18 protein-coding genes are annotated in these 24067 nt (G+C 68.3%); 9 read left to right on the top strand and 9 right to left on the bottom strand.

All coding sequences use genetic code 11. The features are described 5' to 3' along the window. Nucleotides 1-83 precede the first annotated feature (83 nt). Both AB0I18_RS11360 and AB0I18_RS11355 read right to left on the bottom strand, forming a co-directional pair. On the bottom strand, nt 84-548 hold the full coding sequence (locus AB0I18_RS11360; RefSeq protein ID WP_363105177.1) for an ATP-binding protein: 465 nt from the start codon (nt 546-548) through the stop codon (nt 84-86). 273 nt (nt 549-821) lie between these two features. Then, a complete protein-coding gene (locus AB0I18_RS11355) occupies nt 822-1562 on the bottom strand; it encodes a GntR family transcriptional regulator (RefSeq protein WP_363105176.1) in 741 nt (246 codons plus the stop codon). An 80-nt stretch (nt 1563-1642) separates the two neighbouring features. Between AB0I18_RS11355 and AB0I18_RS11350 the strand changes: the two genes are divergently transcribed. From AB0I18_RS11350 to AB0I18_RS11340, 3 genes are all read left to right on the top strand, one after another. Beyond that, nucleotides 1643-2740, top strand: a complete 1098-nt coding sequence (locus tag AB0I18_RS11350; protein ID WP_363105174.1) for a DUF1152 domain-containing protein — start codon at nt 1643-1645, stop codon at nt 2738-2740. A 453-nt stretch (nt 2741-3193) separates the two neighbouring features. Next, entirely contained in the window at nt 3194-6298 is a 3105-nt protein-coding gene (locus tag AB0I18_RS11345) for an NACHT domain-containing protein (RefSeq protein ID WP_363105173.1), read from the top strand. Nucleotides 6299-7199: 901 nt separating this feature from the next. Continuing rightward, the gene (locus AB0I18_RS11340; RefSeq protein WP_363105172.1) at nt 7200-7556 is read left to right on the top strand and encodes a hypothetical protein; all 357 of its coding nucleotides are present in this window, start codon (nt 7200-7202) and stop codon (nt 7554-7556) included. A 162-nt stretch (nt 7557-7718) separates the two neighbouring features. On the opposite strand, the gene AB0I18_RS11335 is transcribed toward AB0I18_RS11340, so the two are convergent. Both AB0I18_RS11335 and AB0I18_RS11330 read right to left on the bottom strand, forming a co-directional pair. Continuing rightward, complete coding sequence (locus tag AB0I18_RS11335; protein ID WP_363105171.1) at nt 7719-8849, bottom strand: Clp protease N-terminal domain-containing protein; 1131 nt, start codon at nt 8847-8849, stop codon at nt 7719-7721. A 108-nt stretch (nt 8850-8957) separates the two neighbouring features. Next, complete coding sequence (locus tag AB0I18_RS11330; protein ID WP_363105170.1) at nt 8958-10193, bottom strand: MFS transporter; 1236 nt, start codon at nt 10191-10193, stop codon at nt 8958-8960. 102 nt (nt 10194-10295) lie between these two features. Here AB0I18_RS11330 and AB0I18_RS11325 point away from each other — a divergent pair, with 102 nt between their 5' ends. From AB0I18_RS11325 to AB0I18_RS11315, 3 genes are all read left to right on the top strand, one after another. Beyond that, the gene (locus tag AB0I18_RS11325) at nt 10296-11273 is read left to right on the top strand and encodes a helix-turn-helix domain-containing protein (protein ID WP_363105169.1); all 978 of its coding nucleotides are present in this window, start codon (nt 10296-10298) and stop codon (nt 11271-11273) included. 419 nt (nt 11274-11692) lie between these two features. Then, complete coding sequence (locus AB0I18_RS11320) at nt 11693-14722, top strand: beta-N-acetylglucosaminidase domain-containing protein (RefSeq protein ID WP_363105225.1); 3030 nt, start codon at nt 11693-11695, stop codon at nt 14720-14722. Between the two features lie 541 nt (nt 14723-15263). Then, on the top strand, nt 15264-15890 hold the full coding sequence (locus AB0I18_RS11315) for a GNAT family N-acetyltransferase (protein WP_363105168.1): 627 nt from the start codon (nt 15264-15266) through the stop codon (nt 15888-15890). 21 nt (nt 15891-15911) lie between these two features. Here the strand turns inward: AB0I18_RS11315 and AB0I18_RS11310 are convergent, their stop codons facing one another. Next, nucleotides 15912-16340, bottom strand: a complete 429-nt coding sequence (locus tag AB0I18_RS11310) for a DUF5994 family protein (RefSeq protein ID WP_363105167.1) — start codon at nt 16338-16340, stop codon at nt 15912-15914. Nucleotides 16341-17086: 746 nt separating this feature from the next. On the opposite strand from AB0I18_RS11310, the gene AB0I18_RS11305 reads away from it, so the two are divergent. From AB0I18_RS11305 to AB0I18_RS11295, 3 genes are all read left to right on the top strand, one after another. Then, on the top strand, nt 17087-17470 hold the full coding sequence (locus AB0I18_RS11305; protein ID WP_363105166.1) for an STAS domain-containing protein: 384 nt from the start codon (nt 17087-17089) through the stop codon (nt 17468-17470). Between the two features lie 79 nt (nt 17471-17549). Next, the gene (locus AB0I18_RS11300) at nt 17550-18356 is read left to right on the top strand and encodes a GAF and ANTAR domain-containing protein (RefSeq protein WP_363105165.1); all 807 of its coding nucleotides are present in this window, start codon (nt 17550-17552) and stop codon (nt 18354-18356) included. After that, the gene (locus AB0I18_RS11295) at nt 18353-19117 is read left to right on the top strand and encodes a GAF and ANTAR domain-containing protein (protein ID WP_363105164.1); all 765 of its coding nucleotides are present in this window, start codon (nt 18353-18355) and stop codon (nt 19115-19117) included. Before AB0I18_RS11300 ends, AB0I18_RS11295 begins: the two co-directional genes overlap by 4 nt. A gap of 6 nt (nt 19118-19123) precedes the next feature. On the opposite strand, the gene AB0I18_RS11290 is transcribed toward AB0I18_RS11295, so the two are convergent. The 4 genes from AB0I18_RS11290 to AB0I18_RS11275 all read right to left on the bottom strand — a co-directional run bounded on the left by AB0I18_RS11290 (nt 19124) and on the right by AB0I18_RS11275 (nt 24007). Further along, on the bottom strand, nt 19124-20851 hold the full coding sequence (locus AB0I18_RS11290) for a serine/threonine-protein kinase (RefSeq protein ID WP_363105163.1): 1728 nt from the start codon (nt 20849-20851) through the stop codon (nt 19124-19126). A 160-nt stretch (nt 20852-21011) separates the two neighbouring features. Next, a complete protein-coding gene (locus AB0I18_RS11285) occupies nt 21012-22034 on the bottom strand; it encodes a hemolysin family protein (protein ID WP_363105162.1) in 1023 nt (340 codons plus the stop codon). Continuing rightward, nucleotides 22031-23422 (bottom strand): hemolysin family protein, encoded by a 1392-nt coding sequence (locus tag AB0I18_RS11280; protein WP_363105161.1) that lies wholly within the window; start codon nt 23420-23422, stop codon nt 22031-22033. Before AB0I18_RS11280 ends, AB0I18_RS11285 begins: the two co-directional genes overlap by 4 nt. Before the next feature lie 204 nt (nt 23423-23626). Further along, entirely contained in the window at nt 23627-24007 is a 381-nt protein-coding gene (locus AB0I18_RS11275) for a BlaI/MecI/CopY family transcriptional regulator (RefSeq protein WP_363105160.1), read from the bottom strand. Nucleotides 24008-24067 lie beyond the last annotated feature (60 nt).

Raw genomic sequence — 24067 nt, 5'->3', positions numbered from 1 at the left:
CGCCACCTCAACAGCTCAGACTCCATCACTTCCTGGAGACCCGCGAGCATCCCTGTCTCGGCTCACCTGGTGGAAAGCGAACATCACAGCAGAAGCGGCCCGAAGCCCTCATTGGACGGCCAGGCGTCAGCCACCACAACGGAGACCACGGTCCCGCCGAATCGGCTGGGTCCGGAGTGCCAGGAGTGGGCGATGGAGTCGACCAGGAGCAGCCCACGCCCGTGCGCGTCGCTGGCCTCTGGGCGCCGCATCCGTACGTTCGCCGGGAACCCCGGATTGTGCACCTCGATCCGCAGCGACGTCTCCACCCGGTACCACTCGACGCGCACCAACCAGGGTTCATCCGCCCGCCCGTAGAGAATGGCGTTGGTGACCAGCTCGGAGACCATCAACGTGCACTCGTCGATCGAGCAGGCCGGGCTGTACGGAGCGATGAACTTCCGAAACCATCGCCGGGCCCGAGGGACGGACTCCGGCGCCGGATGCAGGATCATCGCCCCGAGCCGTGCGGTACCAAAGCCGTCGCGGCCATCGGTGGTGTCATCCATCCGCGCTCACTCCTTGCCGCTGCCGCCACAGTTCAGGCAGCGCCGTTTCGATGCGGCACGAACGCGGCCGTTGGCCGGGGCAAGCGCCAGAGCCGTACGGGAGCTGTCGCGTCTCCAACCGCGACCCGGCATCCCGGCAAGCTGACCGCACGCCCTTGTCTGACCGCTGACTCGTCACTTCGCGCCCCTCCCACTCAAGTGGCCTTAGCCACTTGCTGGATAGTGGCGTTAGCCACTTGAGGGATGCAAGCGATTCGGCACAACCGACACCGATCAGGTGAGCGGGTAGCCCTGCTCGAAGGCCCAACGATGCGGGGGATAGGTGGCTTCGGCGAACTCCAACGGCCGGTCCTGAAGGTCGAAGACGACATGATGAACGACCAGCACCGCAGCTCCACCCTCCAGTTGGAGATCCGCCGCTTCCTCGTCCGTAGCGTCACGCGCGCACATGCGGTCTTCGGCATAGCTACCTTGCCGCCCCGTCATCTTCTCGACGTACATGAGCGTCCCCTCCTGGATCCGCGCCGGGTCCAGGAGCTTGGGCGCACGCTGGGCAACATCCGGAGCGAACCAGGAGGTAGATAGCGTGATCGGCCCGTCCTGGCTGTTGGTCACCCGCCGCCGGTGCGCGGCCTGACGGTCCTTGACCAGCCCCAACGCCTCAGCAACATGATCGGGTGCCTGCAGCCAACCGGCCGAGGTGATCACCGCGTACTCACCGGGCGTATAGATCTTCCCGGTCTGCCGCGCCCGCCCATACAACTCCCGCGCCCGCCGATTGACTTCAAGGCTGCGCACGTACGTACCCGAGCCCTGCCGCTTCTCGACCAGGCCCTGATGACTCAATGCCTCCAACGACCGGGCGGCCGTGGGCCGGGACACCTTCCAGTCCGCCGCCAACTGCCGTTCCGAGGGCACCTCGTCCCCCGGCCGCAGGTCTCCCCGAAGGATCTGATCGCGGATGTAGTGCGCGATCTGGAGATACTTCGGCTGAGCCTCCTCAATCTGAGGCATCCACCCTCCTCGTCCAAGTGGCTATGGCCTCTAGCCACTATAGAGTGAGCGGTCAACGCTCCGCCCCGTACGCTGGCCGCATGAAGCGGTTGATCGTCGCAGCAGGAGGAGGGGGCGACGCAGTCGCCGGCTCCATGCTTCACACCGCCCTCTACGGCGACGAGGACCAGGCGGTGATCCTCACGTACGCGTGGGACCGCCTCCTGATCGACCCGGTACCGGGACCGCGGGGACCGGAAAACTTCACCGGCCTCGAACAGCTCACCCCCGCAGTCTGGACAGTGCCGGCGGACGCCCGCCCGATCACTCCAGCGGGCTCCACACTCCCCCGACTTGCGGCAGAGCTCCCGCACACGTTCGCGCTGATCGACCCGCACCATGGCGCCGAGGGCATCACACGCCAACTCGAAGAGCTGATCGACCACTTGTCGCCGGAGTCAATCGATCTGCTCGACGTGGGCGGCGACATCCTCGCCCGCGGCGACGAGCCGACGCTGAAGAGCCCGCTTGCCGACGCCCTCACGCTCGCCGCGTGCTGCCAGGTGAACGCGCCCATCCGGCTACTGGTCGCGGGCCCCGGCCTGGACGGCGAACTACCGCTCGACGACTTGCGCGGCACGCTCGGCTCCCTCGTCCACACCTTCACGGCGAAGGACGTCGAGCCGATCAGCTCGGTCCTGGAGTGGCACCCGTCCGAAGCCACCGGCATGCTCGCAGCCACAGCCCGAGGCGTACGCGGCACCTGCGAAGTCCGAGACGCCGGACTGCCCGTCGCACTCACGGACGAAGGCCCCACCGTCCACGAGGTCGACCTGGACGACGCCGTCAGCCGCAACCAGCTGGCCCGCGCCATCATGGCGACCGAGACGCTGGACGAGGTCGAGGCACACAGCCGGGAAGTCTGCGGCTACTCGGAAATCGACTATGAGCGCAACAAAGCCGCATGGCTCAAAGACCAGCCGCCCTCGGACTTGCTACCACAGACGGTCTTGGCCCAACTCGACCAGTTCGAGAACGAAGCCCGCAGCCACGGAGTCACCCACACGACCTTCCGCCACCTCACCGAGGCCCTGAACCACAACGGCTCCCAGAGGGAGGAGCTACGGCAACTCCTCATCAGCAGCCGCCCCAAGCAGTACACGGCACCGTTGTGGCACATCCCAGCGAAACCTGAGTAACAACTTTCTCTACGGGCTCAAGGCGGTTCGCTTCGTCCAGCGCGCGTGGCGCGGGCGCCGGCCGGGCCTGTGCTCCTGTCTCCGCCCCGCTCCAGCCCGGCCAGCGCCCGTGCCGCGCGCACAACAGTTAGCCGCTTGCCGTTGCAGGGTCTCGTCGTGGCTGGGGCGGTCGACTCCACAGCCTCGGCCACCTGCCTCCCGGGTCCGACGTCGAGCACGGCCAGGGGGCCACCTATTCGCATTATGGGCAGGTCCAAACCTGCCCACGTTGCCAGACAGCGTACGACCCTCTGGATCACGCTCGACCCCGGACCAGGCAGACTACCTGCCAAACCGCTCCGCGCACCCACCTTGCACCCTTAAAGCTGCTTCTTCTGTGTCTGCCGTACAAGGGCCGCTTGCGTCCGGCAAACTGACCGGACACTCCCCCACCTTGAGCATGCAGGAGCTCGCATGTCAGACCGTCAGGAACGTGTGAAGGTATGCATCTTGGAGTCCGACAATAACAAGAAAGGAGACCTCTTCGGCAGGGCAGTCCAAGACGTGTTTCACGCTCTCGGATATGAAGATTTTTCACTGAATATCCAAAAAGCTGGAAGAGAAATCGATATCAAGGGAAAGCATCGAACCGAGACACGCTCACTAATTGCCGAATGCAAGGCAACCAAGGGGCCAATAGGAGGGAGTGACGCAAACAAGTTTGCTGGAGCGGTTCAGGTTGAACGCGCTAGAAACGGCGCCGTGGAATTGGCCCCGTATTTTGTCTCGCTTGGTGGCTACACAGCCACCGCGCTCGAACAAGAGGAAGAGGCAGGGAATCGTCTAATCCTGCTTGATGCCCCCAAGATTGTAGAGGAGTTGGTACGAGGGCGCGTCATTGTCAGCCGCGAGCAGGCGGCTTCCGTTGCTTCGCGGTGCGAAAACCTCCCCGAGCGGGCGATTCTAGGCCAGCGCTGCTCTCTTGCGATCCATGAGATCGGATGGATCTGGGCCTTCTACTTCAAAGTCGGAGGCCGCTATGCATTTTTCACGTTGATCCACGCTGACGGCTACGGACTAGACGCAGACCTAGTTACTGCAATTTCCGAATCAGACGCAGAATCCGCCAAAATTTTCAGCGGCCTGCAGTATGTAGCGCCAGCCGACGTTCCAGACTCTAAGCCGAAGCAAGATCAAGCAACCTCCTCCTATTTTGACTACCTCGAACGCGAGTGTGGAGGGATCACTCTTGAGGGTCTTCCTGCTGACCAGGAGGTTGGAAGCAAGACAATTCGACTCGAATCCATCTATGTTCCCCTCCATCTATCCGCTGTGTCCAAGAGCGAAAAGAATGAAGACGAAAAGGGCACTGCCCTCCCTTCGGCCAAATCCAACACTCCCAGAATTACAGTAAGTGAGGTACTTAATTCTCACAAGCATGTTGCCATCCTTGGAGCACCTGGTGCCGGGAAGACCACGCTCCTCAAACGCCTGGCAGTCGCATACGCAGTTGCTGAACGTCGTGGCGAAGTCGGAGATGAGCTGCCTGCAACTGACTGGTTTCCACTATTCATCCGATGCCGACAGTTGGGAAGTCAAGTCAGGAAACCTGTTACGGAGCTCATTCAGGACCTGCCTCGTTTCGCTGAACTACCACACCTCAGGGAAGCGTTTTCCCGCCGTGTTTCTGAGGAACTCAAGCAGGGTGACGCGCTACTACTCGTCGACGGATTGGATGAGATTAGCGACCCGGGAGATCGAGCAGCCTTTGCAGCGCAGCTGCGCACCTTCATCGGAACCTACCCTGCCGTGCGTGTCATTATTACTTGTCGAGAAGCAGGATTCAGGGCTGTCTCGGGCGCCATGTCCTCTGTATGTTCCCTTTTTCGAATCGCAGATCTCTCAGTGCAGGATATTTTTACACTTTGTCGAGCGTGGCAACATGAAGTTGTTGGAGGAACGACAGAATCTGCGAACAAGATTGCACAGTCAATTGTTAGCCAGCCAAGAGTTCGCGACTTGGCTATCAACCCCCTCCTTCTAACTACCCTACTTCTTGTTCAACGATGGCTGGGAGAGCTTCCACCAAAGAGAAGTGTTCTATATGACAAGGCGATCGAAGTCCTGCTGATGACTTGGAATACTGAAGGGCACACACCCATCGACCAAGACGAAGCGCTTCCCCAGCTCGCTTATGCGGCATTCTCAATGATTACCTCAAATCGGCAAAGCATTAGCGCCAAGGGATTGAGAGACCTCTTTGAGCAGTCTCGCGCTAAAATGCCGGAAGTTCTTGGGTACGCCCGGATGTCAGCAACTGAGCTGATTGAGCGGGTGGAAGACCGCAGTAGTCTTCTCGTGCAGAGTGGACATGTTATCGAAGACGGACACCTGAGGCCGCTATACGAATTCAAACATCTAACCTTTCAAGAATATCTAGCCGCTCGGGCATGCGTGGAGTCTTGGAACCCGAGGCGCGAGGAAACAGAGGACTACACTGAAATCCTTTCTCCGCACTTGGACGACGAGTCGTGGTCGGAGGTAATTCCGTTGGCCACAGCCTTGGCGGGTAGCCGTGGTGCGAAGCGAATGATTGAAGTTCTCATCGAAGATCTTGAGTCGATTGAAACTCGCACGTCAATCGATACTGAAGAACGGGAGCGAAGGAGTTCTCTCGTAAGTGAAACCTTGCTCCAATGCCTTGTTGATGAAGTGCAAATCTCGCCGGAGCAGGTTCGCAAGGCAATCGATTGCCTAATTCGGCACACAAACATGAATGATGCTTCCCTGGTCGCAGCGATTCATGAGTCACGCTTCTCGCCAGAAATTCCAGATGTGGCTTGGGCTGGATATTCCGCACAGAAAAACAATGTGATCGATTACGCATCGGCAATCGCGAGCCTAGCAGGGTTGACGGTACTCGAAAATCCAGACTTCACAGAGGAGGTACACCTTCTTCTTCGATCGGACTCGGACAGAGAAACTGTCACCGGCCTCGCATGCGTTATGTTGCTTTCATACTCTCGGGTTCAGCATGAAGAGCGTCCGGAAGGTAAGAATGCTGACGAACTCCCCGAAGTTGTGCCCGAAGAAAAAATCCCTCCTCTTGAGACATTTGCCGAATACAAAGCACTCATTTTGTCTGCAATGAAGCGCTTCGATAACGGTCCGAAAATTGCGACCATGTCCTACTGGGCTCTCGCCTGGATGGGTGATCAAGTTTCATGGTCAGACGATGAGCTGCAGGGACTTTTGAGGGAATGCCTCGAAATATGGCGCGGCAGCGAAAACGAGGACTTCAAGAGGACGGCAGTATGGTGCATTTGGAGGCTCCCTATTGCCAAGCAAAAGGGATCGATTTCCTTGCCAATCAACGATGACCTACAGGAATTCCTGCTGCGTGAATTCAAAAGACCCGCAAATGGGAACTTTGCAAAGGATTTTGCGCGAGCCGCGCAGATTATTTCCTACTATTGCAACTTCGCAATTCCTCTCGGCGACGACTCATCATCCTCTGAGACAAAGTCATCTTCGGGACATTGGGAAGAGAAACTCGGTACTATTCTTCATGAGGCCTGAAACTGGCATGGTGGTATAGCAGTCTTTTGAAAAGTCCGGCTCGTGTCGCATCCTTCCAGATGCTGGGGTCATCCACGGTCAACGAGGGAGTCTTACGGTCGAGTTGCCAGCCGCCTCACCAGACATCGAATCCCCAGGTCATCGACATGATCCTCCAACCGCTCTCCTAAAGCGGTGCCCCCAGGACGAGGTGGCGTCGGCAGTGCTGGGACGCCGGCGGGCAGCCGCAGTACTCGGTGCCCCGGTTTAGCGGATGCGCCGATCCACCTAGCACAGCTAAGGGTCGATCTACTGATTTTCGTCGAATCGGGCGGCCGATATGACAGCTTGCGGTACGCATGTCTAACCAAACGGTGGAGTAGCAGGATCAATTGGAGGATCCGCACGCGGGGAAGAGAACCGCCGTATACCAGTGCGTCTGGCCAGCGCGACGCTGAGTACATGCAGAAGTGCTATGCAGACGAAGGTATCGACCGCTCCAGGGAGCCAGCGATACTGGTGCGCGACAGCGCTACCGGAAGCCGTGAAATCTTCCACGGCAACGAGCACTGCGGCCTCATGATCGGCGACGGACGACACCTAGTTGAGGCCAGTTGGATGCTCCTGGGCGATGCACGGGCTGAGAGGTATCGACCGTGCAAGCACTGTGAAGCTCCCGTCATGTAGCGCTCAACCGATCGTGGCCGGACGGCCGGGCCCCCATACTGCCCTCCGCCAACCGTCTCAGTTTCCGTCTAATTCAAAGCCGTTCACGGCCGTTCAGGCGGGATCGAGGCGGGAAGTCGCTCCCAAGACTAGCCGCCAATGAACCCAGTTGAATGCCCCCGCACCCAGCCCATCACCCCATCACAGTTGGAAATCGTGTTGGTGGGGCGGATCCGGGTCGAGCGCAGCGGTGAGAGTGTCAGACCTCGATGAGAGGGTGTCCGGCGTGGAGACACCCATTGCCCCTGACTGCGGGGATGAGGAGCATGCCGTCATCGCGCACTTCCGGCTTGCCGGTGACGGTTTCGGCGATGGCGACCAGCGCGAGCAGATCTACGAAGCTGAACAGGCGATGGAGGCAGCGACCGAGAGGGCAGGCGTCGGGGAGGTCGACGGGAACGAGTTCGGAGAAGGCGAAGCCGTCGTGTACGCCTACGGACCCGATGCCGATGCTCTGTTCAAGGTCCTGGAGCCGACTCTGCGCAGTCTGCCGTTCCGGCCGGCACACGTCCTTCTCCGGCGGGGTGACGTCGAGACACGTGTTGAGCTGTAGGCCTCCCGCGTTTGGGCGACGAACCCACCACAAGCGCACCAGATCCAGATGTGGCCACCCCGACCAGCACCTGCCGTTCCGAACACGGAAGCCGCCCGAAGTCGGCGGGCACGGCCGATCAGCCCCTCAGTGATCGGCCCAGTCAAGTGCCCAAATGCCCTGTCAGTCGCCCGGGTTGGCAGTCAGCGCGTCCACCAGTTGCCGCGCCCGGGTCTTCTCCCTCAGGAGGATCTCGACCAGGGGACCGGTGCCCGGGTCGGCCACCGGTTCGCTGTCGCTGCCGACGGCGGTGTCGGAGCCGGTGCCCGAGTCGGAGAGCGAGTCGGCGTCAGCCAACCTCCCCGCCCTCGGCCCCGCCACCACATCGAGGTACCGCTCAACAGGCCGGGCGTCAGCCGTCAGCTGGACCCGGTCACCGGTCAACGCGCTGTGGACCGAGGCATAGTCGATGCCCAGCCGGGCCAGCCGCTCACCGCCCGCGTACCGGGTGTCGGGAGCGGGGGCGTTCTCCGCCGCCAGGTGTGGATACCGGAGTGCGACCTCGTGGGTGGCCAGGATTGCCAGGAGGATGTGTTCGGTGCCCACCGTGCGGTTGCCGAGGCGGCGGGCCTGGTCGTAGGTCTCCATTTGGACCCACCAGGCGGGCTTCGACGCCAAGTTGATCCCGGCGTTTTTGACCAGCCACCGCTTCCAGAAGGGGAGGTGACGATAGTGGCCGCGGCCGCGGCCGAGAAGGACGTCGCGGGTGGCGTGCAGCAAGGGGTCGAGGTCGTCGTCCCGGCCCGCGGTGCCGCCGCCATCGTCACCGTCACCGCCGTCCAGGCGGTCTCGTACGGACTGTGGTGAGACGCCGCACGCGCTCAGCAGCTCCACCGCGCGGTTGTCCTCCTCCGCCAGAAGCGCTCGCAGCAGGTGAACGGCGCCGAACTTCGCTGCGCCCTCCCGCTGTGCCTGTTCCATCGCCGTGGTCAACGCCCTGGCCGCGGCACCCGTGAAGCGGTCGCGCTTGTCACCGTGTTCGCCCATCACGTCCTGCGCGGCGGCGCTTCCCTCGGCGTCGTCGGCACCGCTCCACGCGTCGGCCCGGCCTTTCTTGTCCCGTAACACCGCCGTCAGCGCGATCTTGGTCACCCCTTCGGCCGCGAGTGCTTCGCGCGCGGCGCCCTTGGCCGTGGCGATGCCGGCAAGCAGGTGCTCGGTGCCGATGGCTTTCTCGTCGGTTCCCAGCGCGCCGCCGCGGGCAGCCCCCAGGACTCCCACGGTGTTCCAGTCGGGCTCCTTGATCGCTTCCATGCAGCCTTTCCTCTTCCTTTCCTCTTCTTGCTGGTCCTGGCATGCAGCAGCCTTCCCGAACCCGGGCTGAGGCCGCATCACTCCAGAGGTGGATCTCCCCCTACCTCTCTACCTCTCTGGATACACCTGGCTCGACCGAGGCCGCTCTGCCGGGGACAACCGTTCCTCGTGTCCGCCCAGGTGTCCGCCCGGGCGCCTGCCCATCGCCGCGAGGGTCAGCGTCACAGTGACCGATGCGGCCGCCATCAGGCTCACCGCCGTGGCCGGGGAGGTCAGTTGGGCCAAGGCGCCCGCGAGGGCGGCGCCGATGCCCTGGCAGGCGGCCATGCCGGTGGCGTGCAGGCCGAGGGCCTGGCCCGCGAGGTCGTCGGGGGTGAGGGACATCAGGCGTTCCTGGAGGACCAGGCTCGCGGCGAAGCCTACGGAGGCGACGGTGACGGCCACGGCCGACAGCGCCGCTCCCGGCCGCAGGACGAAGAACAGGTAGGGCACCGCCAGCAGCAGGCGCAGCGGGGTCGCGAGGCGGGGGCGCAGTGCGGGAGGTATCAGGCGGCCCACCGCCAGGTCGCCCACGAACATGCCCAGCGCCCCGAACGCGTACAGCATGCCGGCGGCTTCGGGGGCGTACGAGACGTAGAGCGAATCGCCGCCGACCACCAGGCCGTTGGGGACCCACAGGCCCAGGTACGTCAGGCGGCGGGAGCGGGAGGACCACAGGAGGGCGTTGGTGCGCCAGGTCGCCGAGACGGACGGGCGGCCCGCGGAGCGCGGCGGGCGGGCCGTGAGGCCGAGGCGGGTGGCGAGGGCCGACAGCACGTACAGCGCCGCCGCGAGGAGCAGGCAGGTCCGTGGGGAGAGGAGCAGCAGCAGTGCGCCGCCCATCGCGAAACCGGCCATCTGCGTCAGGCCCCAGAGCATGTTGAACACCGAACGGCCCAGCACATAGCCGTCCTTGGGCAGGATCTCGTTCAGGAGTCCTCCGCGCACTCCGCCGCCCAGCGACGCGACCAGGCCCTGGAGGAGCAGGACGACGAAGACCGCCCAGAGCGGCAGGCCGGGCAGCGCCAGTACCGCCGTGCCGGCCGCGAAGGCGAGGGCGAGGACGCACAGGACCGCGCGCGGGGGCAGGCGGTCGGCGCCCGAGAGCAGGAACGTGGCCCCCAGCAACTGCGCCAGCTGCGGGGCGAACATGCTCAGCGCCGACAGGAACGGGGAGCCGGTGGCCCGGAAGACCAGCGTGCCGAGGGCCAGGCCGCCGATCGTCTGGGCCGCGGCGAAAGCGGCGAAGGAGAGCAGGAACGGGGTGAACTCCGGCGTGCGGAAAAGGGAGCGGTAGCTGCGCATGCGCGAAGTCTCTGAGCGGTCCGGGGGCAGTGGATATTGTTTCGCCGACACACGAAAGGCCGACAGCCGGAAGGCCGACAGCCGGCACGAAAGGTCGTACGCGTGGGCTTGTGGCAGATCGGCACGGACACCCTCGCCCGCAGCCGGTTCGTGCTCTCGCCGTTCGCCGAGACCTTCGCGAGCCTGAGACTGCTGCACGCGGGGACCGGCGCCCATCCGGGCGAGGAGGCCTGGCTGCGCACGCACCTGCCCGGCTACCGCGCGCACCTCGCGGCCGACCCGGTGGCCGCGCAGCTCGTCCAGGTGGCCATCGGCACGTCCTGGATCGCCGACTTCTTCTGCCCCACCTCGTGCGTCGGGGAGAGCTTCGAGGAGACCGTGGCCCGAGTGCGGGCGGCCACGGCCGAGGAGGCGCGGGCCAACCTCCGCGTGTGCGCCCGGGGTCCGCTGCCCGCCGCCCTGGAGCGGGACGACCTGCCCGAGCGGGCGACCGTGCTGCTGACGTACGTCTGGGAGGAGACCGTACGGCCGTACTGGGAGCGGCGACGGCGGGTCCTGGAGGCCGATATGGTCGCGCGGACCGCGCGGGTGGGCCAGGGCGGCTGGGCGGCCCTGCTGGACGAGCTGCGGCCGTGGACGCGGTGGCTCGGGGAGAACCGGTTCCAGGTCAACCTGCACGCGTATCCGCCACGGGAGGTCGCCGCCGGGGCCGAGTTGCTGTTCATGCCGGTGACGGCGGGGGCCGGTTGGGTGTCGTGGGAGGGGCAGGAGCGGTACGCCGTCGTCTATCCGTGTCTCGGGGTGCTCGCCGAGGATCACCGCAAGCGTCCCGTCCCGGCCGGGCTCGGGGCGCTCATCGGGGCCGCGCGGGCCGGACTGCTGGCGCTGCTCGAAACTCCCATGAGCACAACCCAGTTGGTCGCCGTGACCGGGCAGGGGCTGGGGTCGGTGGGCCGACATCTGCGGGTGCTGCTGGACGCGGGACTGGTGGAGCGACGGCGGGCCGGGCGGTCGGTGCTGTACGTCCGAACGGCGGCCGGGGAGGTCCTCATGGAGGCGTCGGGGCCGGCGGTCTCCTGAATGAACCTCAGCCCCTGGTCAGGCAGAAGGGCGCCCGGCCGGGCCGGTGCAGACGCGCCAACTGTCGCCGCCCGATCGGAACTCCGGCCCGGCGGCGCCCGGTGCGAACTCCGGCTCGGTGCCGCCCTGTTCCGGCAGCGGGGCCTCAGTCTCGCCGAGGTCATGACCGCGAAGTCGAGGTCGTCGACGGCGAGTTCGAGGCGGGCCTGCCGCGGCACGGGCTCGTAGACGACCGGGTTCCAGGCACGTAAACACAGCCGCCGCGGTCTTGCCGCCGGTGAATCCATCCACCACTATTTCGCCGGATGGATAAAATAGTGAGCCGAAACTGGAGCCGGAGACCGGCCGTCAAGCGGTTGCCCGGTCTCGTCGTCGCTGTCCTGACTCTCTGCGCGCTGGGTACCGTCCCGGCCCCCGCCATGGCCGTGGCGGAGCGCGCCGCCCCGGCCGCCACCCCCCGCGTCTGGCCGACACCGCAGCAGATGCGGCCGGCGCATGGTTCCCAACCGGTCCCCGAGCGGGTCGTGGAGGTCGTCGGGCGTGACACCGATCCGGCCGCGCGCAGGCTCGTCGAGCGGGTGTTGCGCGGCGCCGGGGCCCGTACCGTCCGGGTCGTCACGGCGGGCGAGCGGGTACCGGCCGCCGCGCTGACCGTCTACATCGGCGGTCCGTCCGAAAACCGCGCGACAGCCGGGGTGCTGGCCCGGCTCGGGGCCGACTCGCCCGCCGGGCTGCCGTCCGGTGGGTACGCGCTCGCCGCGGGCCGGGGCAAGGTCGCGCTGTCCGGCGTGGATGCGACAGGCACGTACTACGCGGCGCAGACCTTCCGGCAGCTGCTCAGCCGCCGGAGCATGCCCGCCACCACCGTCCGGGACTGGCCGGCCACCGCACTGCGCGGTGTGGTCGAGGGCTTCTACGGCGCACCCTGGTCGCAGCGGGACCGGCTGTCCCAGCTGGACTTCTACGGGCGTACGAAGCAGAACGTGTACGTGTACTCCCCCAAGGACGACCCGTATCTGCGGGCGAACTGGCGCGACGAGTACCCCGCCGACCGGCTCGCGCAGCTGAAGCAACTCGTCGACCGTGCCGCCGAGAACCACGTGCGGTTCACCTACGCGCTCTCCCCCGGTCTCTCGGTCTGTTACTCGTCGGCGGCCGATGTGAAGGCGCTGGTGGCCAAGTTCGAGTCGCTGTACGCGATCGGGGTGCGCTCGTTCGCGGTTCCGCTGGACGACATCAGCTACACGGCCTGGAACTGCCCCGAGGACGAGCGGGAGTTCGGCACCGGGGGCGGTGCGGCGGGCAGGGCGCAGGCTTCGCTGCTGAACGACGTGGTCGAGGACTTCGTCGACGCGCACGCCGACATACCGCCGCTGGAGATGGTCCCGACCGAGTACTCCGATCTCGCCGACTCGCCCTACAAGACCGCGCTGCGGGAGCGGTTGGACCCGTCGGTGGTCGTGGAGTGGACCGGCGTCGGTGTCATCGCGCCGACCATCAGCGCCGAACAGGCCCGCCGGGCACGGGAGTTGTTCGGGCATCCGATCCTGGTCTGGGACAACTACCCCGTCAACGACTATGCCACCAGCCGCCTGCTGCTCGGTCCGTACACCGGGCGGGAAGCGGGCGTGGCCGAGGCCGTCACCGGCATCACCGCCAATCCGATGGTCCAGGCGGAGGCCAGCAAGCTCGCCCTGTTCACCTCCGCCGACTACGCCTGGAACCCGGCGGCGTACGACCCCCGGGCCGCCTTCCTCGCCTCGGTCGCCGATCTCGGCGGGCCCGCCGCCCCGTCCCTGCGGATCTTCGCGGAGAACAGCTACTCCTCCCTGCTGGACACCACCGAGTCGCCCACGCTCACCCCACTGATCAAGGCGTTCAGGACGGCGTACGAGAACGGCAGCGGGCTCGCGGAGGCGGCACGGAGGCTCAGCGCCTACTTCACCGCCATGGCCGCCGCACCCGCCGACCTCCGCGCCCGCCTCGACAACTCCGGCTTCCTGAAGGAGACATCGGCCTGGCTGGACAAGCTCGGCGCCTACGGCGAGGCGGGCGACACGGCCGTACGGCTGATGCTCGCCCAGGCGGACGGCGACGGCGACGCGGTGCGGACGTACTTCGACCGGCTGCAGGCACAGCGCAAGGAACTCGACTCCGTCCCGCAGCAGATCGCGCCCGGTGTGATGGAGCAGTTCCTGTACGACGCCACGCTGCGGGCCGCGCCCGATCCGGGACCGGACGCCTCCTTCGAACCGTCGTCACTCTCGCTGGCCCCGGGGGCGAACGGCACGGCGACCCTGACGGTGGCCGACGACCGGTCGACCGCGGACCGTACGGTCTCCTGGAAGGCCGCGGCCCCCGACGGTCTCACCGTCTCCCCGTCCGCCGGGACCCTCACCGTCCCGGCGGGCGGCAAGGCCACGGTGGAGGTGACCTTCACGGCGACAGGCGGCGACGGGGCCGCCGCCGGAGTGCGGTCCGTCGTGGTGAGCGGTGACGGGCTCGTCGGCCGGGCGATTCCGGTCCGGGTGACGGACGGCAAGGGCGGCGAGCGGGCGCTGACCGCCAACTTCAGTGGGGCGTCGGTCAGTTCGGTGGACCTGGCGTCCGGCAAGTCGACGGAGATCGCGGTCGGTAAGAACCCGGGCGAGGTCGTCGTCAGTACGGACGGCCGGACCGCGTACGCCGCCAACCAGGGCTCCGACACGGTGAGCGTCATCGACGTCGGCACCGGTACGGTCACGGCCACGGTGCCGGTCGGCGACGTCCCGGCGGGCCTGGCCCTGACCCCGGACGGGAAGACGCTCTGGGTCGCCGACTACTCCGACGACGCGGTCCAGCCGGTGGACCTCGCGACGGGGACGGCGGGCGCGAAGATCCCGGTGGGCGACGGCCCGGAGAACATGGCGATCACCCCGGACGGCAGCACGCTGTACGTGGCGAACATCCACGACAGCACGGTGACGCCCGTAAGCCTGGCCGCGGGTACGGCAGGTACGGCAGGTACGGCGATTCCGGTGGGCCCGAACCCGTTCAACGTCGTCGCCGCGCCGGACGGGAAGACGGTGTACGTGTCGAACTCCGGCGGCTCGACGGTCACCCCGATCGACACCGCCACCAACGACACCCGTCCGACGCTCCTGGTGAACGGGCAGCAGGCGTACGGACTCGCGCTGTCCCCCGACGGTCGCACCCTGTGGGTCAGCGCGAGCAACGGCACCACCGTCACCCCCGTCGACACGGTCACCGGCGCGCCCGGCACCCCGGTGACCGTCGGCCGGTCCGCGTTCGACGTCGCTCTCGACTGGAACGGTGCCACGGCCTACGTCACCACGGCCGACGCCGGTGCGCTCGTGCCGGTCACGACGTCGAACGGCACGGTCGGCACCGCGCTCACGACGGGCGCGTATCCGCTCGCGGCGACGGTGACTCCGGTGCCGGTCGGCTGATCCCCTTCCGCGCGCCCCCAGGTGGGGCGGTCGCCGCCGGTGGTGCGTGCACCGGCGGCGACCGCACCGCCCCGTCGCGCCGCCCCCCGGTCGGCACATCGGGGCAGGTGAGTCCTCGTCGGGCCGCCACGGCACGCGGGAATGCACCGCGGCGGGATTCCGACAGGGACAACAGGGACATGGGAGTTGACTCGGCGGTGGGATTCTCGTCCTGGCGCCCGGGGGCAAGGGGCGGTGGCGCCCGGGGACAGGGGGCGCGAGGGAAGCCGACGACCGCGACTTCGGGATGGCGTCGGGATGGTGACCGGGCTCGCGAAGAGCCTCGCTCATCACACGACTACGAGCTTAGGCCAGCCGGACACGCGTGGACAGCCCTGCGGAGGACCGGTGTGCGGGGATTGGCCGATGTGTGGACATGGGTGTGCGGGCCTGCGTGACGGGGCATCGCCTCCTTGATCCCGACGCCCGGTTTACCCCGGCGGCTCCTGCTGCCACGATGCCGAGTCCGGGGACGTCCGTCCCACGGCCGGGGGAGGCCCGTATGACCGAGGTGTACCTGCGCAGGTTGTCCCGGTGGCAGGCCGAGCAGCAGCGGAACGCCGTCGCGGACGTGCACGTCTCGGCGTACCGGGGCAGCGCGGGGGCCGGACAGCACGACCACCGGAGCTTTCTGAGCCGGTTCGAGCAGCATGTGCAGGGCGCCGGGTTCGACATGGTGGTCGCCGAGGGGGGCGGTCTCGTCGCCTGCGCCTACGGGTTCCGGGTGCCTCGTACCGGCGAGTGGTGGTCCGACTTCCACGGGGAACTGCCTACCGACATCGAGGAGTTGACCGCCTCCGGCCGCACCTTCCTGCTCACCGAACTGATGGTGCTGCCGGCCCACCGCCGCCTCGGCATCGCGACGCGCCTGGTCGAACGGCTGCTGATCCGCCTCGACACCGACCTGGTCGTCACGGCGGTGGCCCGCGACCCCCACGGCGACGGAGACGGTGGTCGTCCGACGAACGCGGCCGAGGAGACCCTGCGGGCGTGGGGATGGTCGAGGCTCGGCGTCCTCGGTCCTCGCACCGTTTCAGACGTCAGTGCCGGATCCGGTTCCAGTGCCGGTGCCGGTGCCGGTGCCGGTTCCAGTGCCGGGGACGTGTGGATTCGCAGGCCACTGCACTGACCCGTCAGCGAGTCAGCGAGGTCAGCGAGGCGAGCGCGCGGCCGTCGTCGCGGTTCCCGCCGCCGCGGCCGCCATCAGCGGCTCCGCGTCCGCCGCGTCGACCTCCGGGGGCACGACGAGCAGGTCCCAGCGGCCCCGGCCGGGGCTGAGCAGGCAGACCGTGTGCCGGCCGTCCGATCCTGACGTCCTGCGCAGCCGTACGACGTGGTTGGCGACGAGCATCCGGCCGGGCGACACCGACCACATCGCCGTGTTCACGGTGACGCCGGTGATCTGTCCCCACGCCCGGGGCAACGCGCCGATCAGCAACGGGAGTTCGACCAGCAGATCGCGCGAGCGGGGCCACCACGCCCCGTCGATACGGCGCGGCAGGGCGCTGTGCGGGGCCAGGCGCAGGCGGGCGAGGGGCTGGGAAGGCGTCAGGGGTTCGAGAACGGGGACGGTGGCCATGGAAGCGCTCCTGTCTGGGGCACGAGTTCGGCGTGCCGGTGATTCGTTCGCGGCGGACCGCGGGACGGAACAGGCTTTCTCCTCGGGCGGTTCGGTCGAGCCGGTGGCAGGCGGCTGGCGGCTCCTCGGCCTCAGTGCCCCGGTGCCTCGACGATTCCGTGAATCGGCAATTCCGTGAATCGGTGAATCGGCGGTCGGCCGGCTCAGTGGTTCGTTGGCTCGCTGCGAAGTGGGCGGTCAGGGTCTCGGCCGCCCTGGTGTGCGGGCGGAACGTCAACGGCTTCGGCCGCCATGAGGTGGACCCCGCCCCGGGCTCTGAACGGCCCGGCATCGTCGAGCGCCGAGGACGAGACCGGCTCGATCGCCGGTGTACGACATGCCCTCGGTTCCCCCACCGTACCCCGCCCGCCCCGAAAGAAGGCTTCTGAGACCGTATGGCTTGCGCCACCACCGTCCGCGGCAATTCCCTTGCGACCCTTGCGGCTTCGACCCCGAACCGCCTGGAACCGATCATCTGCCGACCACATACGACCGCTGCGGACACCCCTGCCACAGATACCGGAAGCACGGCGACGAACCGCCCCTCCCGGGCCTACGCTCACGGGGCGGCAGCCCGTGCCCCCGGCCCTCTCCGTGAACTCCCGCTCCGCGCAACAGAGGCCCTGCGCAAGACGAAGCCACTCCGGAGAGCTGTCCCACAGAGCTTCTCCGGAGAGCTGCTGCACGGACAGATGGAGATGGGGCACATGAACCCGCATCCCGACCTGCTCGACGAGTACCGCGTGGTCCGAGCGCGCGGCGAGCTGGACCTGACGACTACTCCCAGGTTCGCCCGCACGCTGGCCGCCGTCCGCCACGGCACCGGGCGACTCTTCCTCGTCGTCGACCTGAGCGACGTGACGTTCGTGGACGGCAGCGTGCTGGACCCGCTGTGCACGGCGTGGGACGACTGCCGGAAGCGGCACGGCTGGGCGCGGGTCGTCTACACCCGCCCCTGCACGGGCCTGCTGCTCCGGGCCGGCTCCCTGGCGGAACGGTTCCCCCGGTACGCGAGCGCCCAGGACGCCTGGCGGGGCATAGCCTCGGAAGGCGGTGAACGGTGCAGCCCCGCCGTGAACCGATCCGCGTAAAGTACGGCGCAGCGCCGGTCGGTGCCTCGTCCGAGGGACCCCGGCAGCGGCGGAACGGAACCCGGTGATCAGCGACGGCATGGCCGACGTGCTCCGGTCGCTGCGCCTCGGCGGGCGCGGTGATCCGGCGCGGGCGTGCGCGCGGGCGCTGGGCGCCGAGGGGGTCGCCCTGTCCCTGCTCGTGGGCGACGGCCGGGTGGCGGAGCCGGTCTGGTGCCACCCCGAGGTGAGCGCCCGTTTCGAGGAACTCCAGTTCACGCTGGGCGAGGGCCCGGGTCCGGACGCGGTGCGCAGCGGGGCACCCGTCATCGAGCCCGACCTGGACCGGGTACGTCCCGACCGATGGCCGGCGCTGCTGCCGCCCGCGCGGGAGATGGGCGTACAAGGTGTGTGCTGCTTCCCGCTGGGCATCGGGGCGATCCGGGTCGGCGTACTGACCGTGCTCTCGGACGGCGACCGGACGATGACCGCACAGCAGTGCGCCGACGCCACGGCCCTGGCCGCCGTGCTGACCGGCGCGTTCTTGAACGGGGACCGGCGGGGGTACCCGGGCGCGCACGGGGCAGGGAACAGGAACACGGACGGGAACAGAAACGGAAACGGAAACGGGAGTGCGGACAGCGGCGGGGACGCCGGTCCCGTTTCCGGCATTTTCCTGGAACGGCCGACCGGGCTGCACCGCGCGGCCGTTCACCAGGCCACCGGGATGATCAGCGTCCAGCTCGGCGTGCCGATGGAGGAGGCACTCCTGCGCCTGCGGGCTCACGCCTACAGCAGCGAACGTCCCCTCGGGGAGATCGCGAAGGACGTGGTCGCCCGCAAACTCCGCTTCGGCGACCGAGACGACCGGAACGGGCCGTACTCGCCCAACGAAGGAAAGGGATGATCGGCATGGCCCGCGAACAACGTCTGGTCGAGGTCTTTGTGGAGGTGGCGGACTCCCTCGTCGAGGACTTCGACGTCATCGATCTGCTGCAACGGCTGTCCACCCGGTGCGTCGAGCTGCTGGACGTCTCGGCGGCGGGAATCCTCCTCGTGGACGCGCACGGCGAACTGCAGATCATCGCCGCGTCGGACGAACACACCCGGCTGCTGGAACTGTTCGCGCTCCAGCACGAGCAGGGCCCGTGCGTGGAGTGCTACCGCAGCGGCTCGGCCCGCACGAACATCGACCTGACCTGCCAGGAGACGACGGCGGCCTGGCCGCAGTTCGCCGTACGGGCCCGTGAGACGGGTTACGTGGCCACGCACGCGATTCCGCTGCGCCTGCGCAACCGGGTCGTCGGCGCGCTCAACCTCTTCCAGGCCACCCCGCACCGCCTCGGCGAGGAGGACATCGCGCTCGCCCAGGCGCTCGCCGACGTGGCCACCATCGCGATCCTCCAGCAGCGCACGCTGGAACAGTCGCACGTCGAGAACAGCCAGCTGGAGACCGCCCTCACCAGCCGCATCCTGGTCGAACAGGTCAAGGGCGTACTGGCCGAGCGCTGGAACACCTCGGTGGACGACGCCTTCGCCGCGTTCCGCTCGTACGCGCGCTCCCGTCGGCTGCGCCTGGCGGACCTCGCCGCGCGGATCATCGCGGGCGACTTCGACACGGCGTCCATCCCGGCACCGGTCGCGCCGCCGGAGGAACACCAGGTCTGAGCGCCGTCAGCCGACGCGGAAGCCTTCCTTGACCTTGTCGAAGACCGGGCGGTACGTGTCCCAACGGGCGTCCGGCGCCGAGAGGTAGATGTCGTACTCCGTGCCGCCCTCCTGGCCGAAACCGAAGTCGATGGCACGGAACATCCGGACCCGCCCCTGGAAGGTGAACTCCCACACCGCCGCGGGCTTCCCCTGGAACGTGGTGCGCTGCATGCGCAGCTTCCGGTAGCTGTCGGGGTAGTTGTCCTTGGTGTTCGCCTCGATGTTCTCGAAGTGCGACACGGGGTTCGCGCCCGCGGGGTTCACGGTGCCGACGGTGAGCTCGACCAGTTTGGACTTGTCGGTATAAGTGACCTGTTCGGCGGTCGACTTGTCGTCGCGCTTCCAGCCCTCCGGGACGGGGAACGAGACGCCCAACCTGCCCTCCCTGACCAGGCGGAACCCCTCGGGGACGGGCGGCGGCGCGGAAGCGCTGGGCGAGGGTGCCGTCGTCGTGTCGCGCGTGTCACCGTCGCCGGACACCGCGTAGAGCCCGCCCGCCACGGCCGCGCCCGCCAGCGTCACGGCCACCGCGCCCCAGACGAGCGCGCGCCGCCGTTTACGGCCCCGGCCGCGGTTGCCCCTCCCGTCTGCGGGGGCGGGCGGGGCCGGCGCCCCCACGGCGGTCGGCTCCAGCCCGTCCGGCCTCTGCGCGGCCGGCCTGTGTGTCTGCGCGCTCGACGGCTGCGCGATCGACTGATGCCCGTGCAGCGGCTGCCCGGTCGGCGCAGGCCCGGTCGACGTAGGTCCGGTCAGGGTCGGTCCGGTCAGGGTCGGTCCGGTCGTCGGCCGGGCAGTCGGCCGCTCGACGGTCGGCGCCCGCTCGGCCGTCACCGCCACCGCCACCCCGTCCGCCTCAGCCCCCGCCTCCGTCCCCGTCGGCGTCGCCACGGCCCGCAGTACCCGTTCCGTCTCCTCCGCCGAGGGGCGCTCGTCCGGGTCCTTGGCCAGCAGCGCCTCGATGAGGGGTTCGAGCGGTCCGGCCTGCTTCATGGGGGCGAGGGGGTCGACGGCTATGGCGTACGCCGTCTCCATCGCCGTCTCCTTGCGGAACGGGGGCCGCCCCTCGACGGACTGGTAGAGGGTCGCTCCCAGCGCCCAGAGGTCCGCGGCGGGTCCTGGCCTGCGCCCCTTCATCCGCTCGGGCGCGATGTAGTCGATCGACCCGATGATCTCGCCGGTCCTGGTCAGCGTGGAGGTTCCGGTGGCCATCGCGATGCCGAAGTCGGTGAGGACGACCCGGCCGCCGGCGCCCAGCAGTACGTTGGCGGGCTTGACGTCGCGGTGCAGCACCCCGGCGGCGTGCGCGGCGCGCAGGGCGGCGATCATGCCGAGGCCGATCCTGGCGGCCTCGGCGGGCGCCACGGTCCCGCCGCCTTTCAGCAGCTCGCCGAGGGTGGTCGAGGGGACGTACTCCATGACGATGCAGGGCGGGCCCTCGTCGTCCACGACGTCATGGACGACGACCACGTTCGGATGGGCGATGCGGGCCGCGCTGCGGGCTTCCCGGCGGGTGCGTTCGTAGACCGTGGCGAGTTCGTCGTCGGTGAGGTGGTGCCGGACGTGCAGCCGCTTGAGCGCGATCTCGCGACTGAGGACCTCGTCCTCGGCACGCCACACGGTGCCCATGCCACCGCGGCCGATCCGCTCGATCAGCCGGTACCGCCCGGCGACCAACCGCCCCTCGTCCGACACAACGCGCCCTTCGCCGACGTTCTGCGATCTTCCACGACCTGCTCGTGTTCGATTCGCGTCGACACGATAGCCGCCGCAGGTTGCCGGGCACTGTGGCGGAGGCCATGCGGCACGCTCCGCGGAGCGTGCCGCATGGCCCGGCGGGACCCGTCAGGACCCGTCAGGCCGCGGCCGGAGCCGGGCCGACCAGCTCCGACAGCACGTCCTCCATGGTGACGAAGCCGAGCACGGTGCCCGTCTCGCCGGTGACGGCGGCCAGGTGGCTGCCGGTGGCGCGCAGGGCCGTGAGGGTGTCGTCGAGCGGGGTGTCGATGCGGACGCGGGTCACCGGATGCAGGGCGGTACGCGGGAAGGGCCGGTCCCGGTCGGTGACGCCGAGGGTGTCCTTGATGTGGAGGTAGCCGAGCAGGGTGCCGTCCTCGCCCGTCACGGGGAAGCGGGAGAAACCGGCCTCGGCGGCCGCGCGCTCCAGCCGCGCCGGGGTGACGGTGTGGTCGACCGTACGCATCCGCTGGGCCGGCACGAGGATCTCGCCGACCGGGCGGGTGCCCAGCTCCAGCGCGTCGCGCAGCCGCTCGCCGTCGGTGGCCGTCAGGAGCCCGGCCTGACTGGAGTCCACGACCATGCGGGCGAGCTGGTCGTCGGTGAAGGCCGATTCCACCTCGTCCTTGGCCTCGACGCGCAGCAGCTTCAGCAGGACGTTGGCGAAGGCGTTGATACCGAAGACGACCGGCCTGAGCGCCCGGGTGAGGGCCACCAGGGGCGGGCCGAGCAGCAGCGCGGCCTGCACCGGTGCGGCGAGCGCGAGGTTCTTCGGCACCATCTCGCCGATCAGCATGTGCAGATACGTCGCCACGGTCAGCGCGATCACGAAGGCGATCGGATGCACCAGGGCGTGCGGGATGTGCGCCGCCTCGAAGGCGGGCTCCAGCAGATGCGCGATGGCCGGTTCGGCGACCGCGCCGAGCACCAACGAGGAGACGGTGATGCCCAGTTGGGCGGTGGCCATCATCGCGGAGATGTGCCGCAGACCCCACAGGGTCATCCGGGCCCGCTTGTGGCCCTCCTGGGCGCGCGGTTCGATCTGACCGCGGCGCACCGAGATCAGGGCGAACTCCGCGCCGACGAAGAACGCGTTGGTCAGCAGGGTCAGAGCGCCGATGGCGAGCTGCAGGGTGGTCATCGGGACTCCTCCATGGCCTGCTGCCGGCCCGGGCGGGGCGTACTGGCAGACGCGGATGCGGGCGCGGGCACGGGCCCAGCCGCGGATGCGGGCGCGGTGATGCGGACCCGGTCGGCGCGGTGATGCTCGACGTCGAGGACCTCGAACCGCCAGCCGCCGTCCAGGTCGAGCACGTCGCCCTCGGCCGGGATCCGGGCCAGCCGCGTGGCCACCAGGCCGGCGACGGTCTCGTACGGACCCTCCGGCGCGCGCAGCCCGATGCCGGCCAGCTCGTCGATACGGACGCCGCCGTCCGCCTCCCAGGCGGCCCGGCCGTCCTCGGTGGCGGGTGCGGGCAGCAGGTCGAGGGGCTCGACCGGGTCGTGCTCGTCCCGGACCTCCCCCACGACCTCCTCGACGATGTCCTCCACCGTCGCCACGCCCGCCGTGCCGCCGTACTCGTCGATGACCACGGCCATCGTGCGGCTCGCCCGCATCCGCTCCAGGAGCCGGTCGGCGGGCAGGCTGTCGGGCACCAGCAGCGGTACGGTGGCCAGCTCGGTGACCGGCGTGACGGCCCGCTTCGCGGGTTCCAGGGCGAGTACGTCACGGATGTGGACCGTGCCGACGACCTCGTCCAGGCTGTCGCGGTAGACCGGGAAACGGGACAGCCCGGTGGCGTGCGTGAGGTTGGCCGCGTCGGCGGCCGAGGCGCGCGCCTCCAGCGCCTTCACGTCCACCCGCGGCGTCATCACGTTCTGCGCGGTCAGCTCGCCCAGATGCAGCGTACGGACGAACAGCTCGGCGGAGTCCGCCTCCAGCGCGCCCTCGGCGGCCGAGTGCTGGGCCAGCGCGACCAGCTCCTCCGGACCGCGGGCGGTGGCCAGCTCCTCGGCGGGCTCCAGACCGAAGCGGCGCACGACACGGTTCGCCGTGTTGTTGAGATGCCGGATGAAGGGCCCGAACGCGGCCGTGAAGGCGCGCTGCGGCCCCGCGACCACCTTGGCGACGGCCAGCGGCCGGGAGATCGCCCAGTTCTTCGGCACCAGCTCACCGACCACCATCAGGACGACGGTGGAGACGACCACGCCCAGTACGGTCGCCACGGACGAGGCCGCGCCGCCCAGACCGGCCGCCGCCAGCGGGCCGCGCAGCAGCGCGGCCAGCGACGGCTCGGCGAGCATGCCGATCACCAGCGACGTGACGGTGATGCCGAGCTGCGCCCCGGACAGCTGGACCGTCAGCCGCCGCACCGCCTTCAGGGCACCGTCGGCGCCCCGCTCACCGGCCTCGGCGGCCCGCTCCAGATCACCTCGCTCGACGGTGGTCAGCGAGAACTCCGCCGCCACGAACAGCGCACAGGCCAGCGTGAGCAGCAACGCCAGCAGGAGCAGCAGGACCTCGATCACCGTGCCACCCCCGCTCCCACACGCGGACTCGAACTCGGCGGGCGGGACATGGCACGGCTGGTACTGGGAGGTTCACCCATCGCGGAACCGTCGCTCCTTTCGTACTCGAAGATCACAGTCAGGCTTCGCAACCAGTGTAAAGGAATCGCAAAGTAAGCAGTCGGGAGAGTTCCGAGAATCTCCGCCCTGCGGGTCTCCGGGTCCCTACTCCGTCCCGGACCGCCCCAGCAGTTCGCGCAGCAGCCGTTCGTCGTCCGGTGCCAGGGACATCACGAAGCTGGCGAGGACCGCCTCCCGGTCCCGCTCGCCGTCCAGCACCTTGCGCATCCGCCGCGCGGCGAGCCCCGCCTCGTCCGACGCGGGGGTCCAGACGAAGGACCGGCCCTCGCGCTCACGGGTCACCGCGCCCTTGGCGAGCAGCCGGGTCAGGATCGTGATCACCGTCGTGTAGGCGAGGTCGTCACCGAGCCGCTCCTGCACCCAGCCCGCGGTCACGGGAAGCTCCGCCGCGCGCAGGGCCGCCAGCACCTGCGCCTCCAGCTCACCCTGCCCCCGCCGCCGAGGACGTGCCCGCCGGTCCGTCACGTCCTGTCTCCCTTCCGTGGCCGCGCGCGCTTCACCAGCGGCATCGTAAAAGCCGCGGGG

The sequence above is a fragment of the Streptomyces sp. NPDC050704 genome, from assembly GCF_040654355.1.
GTDB lineage: Bacteria > Actinomycetota > Actinomycetes > Streptomycetales > Streptomycetaceae > Streptomyces.
The sequence above is the reverse complement of the archived record's forward strand: the minus strand, read 5'-3'. Positions and strand labels throughout refer to the sequence as shown.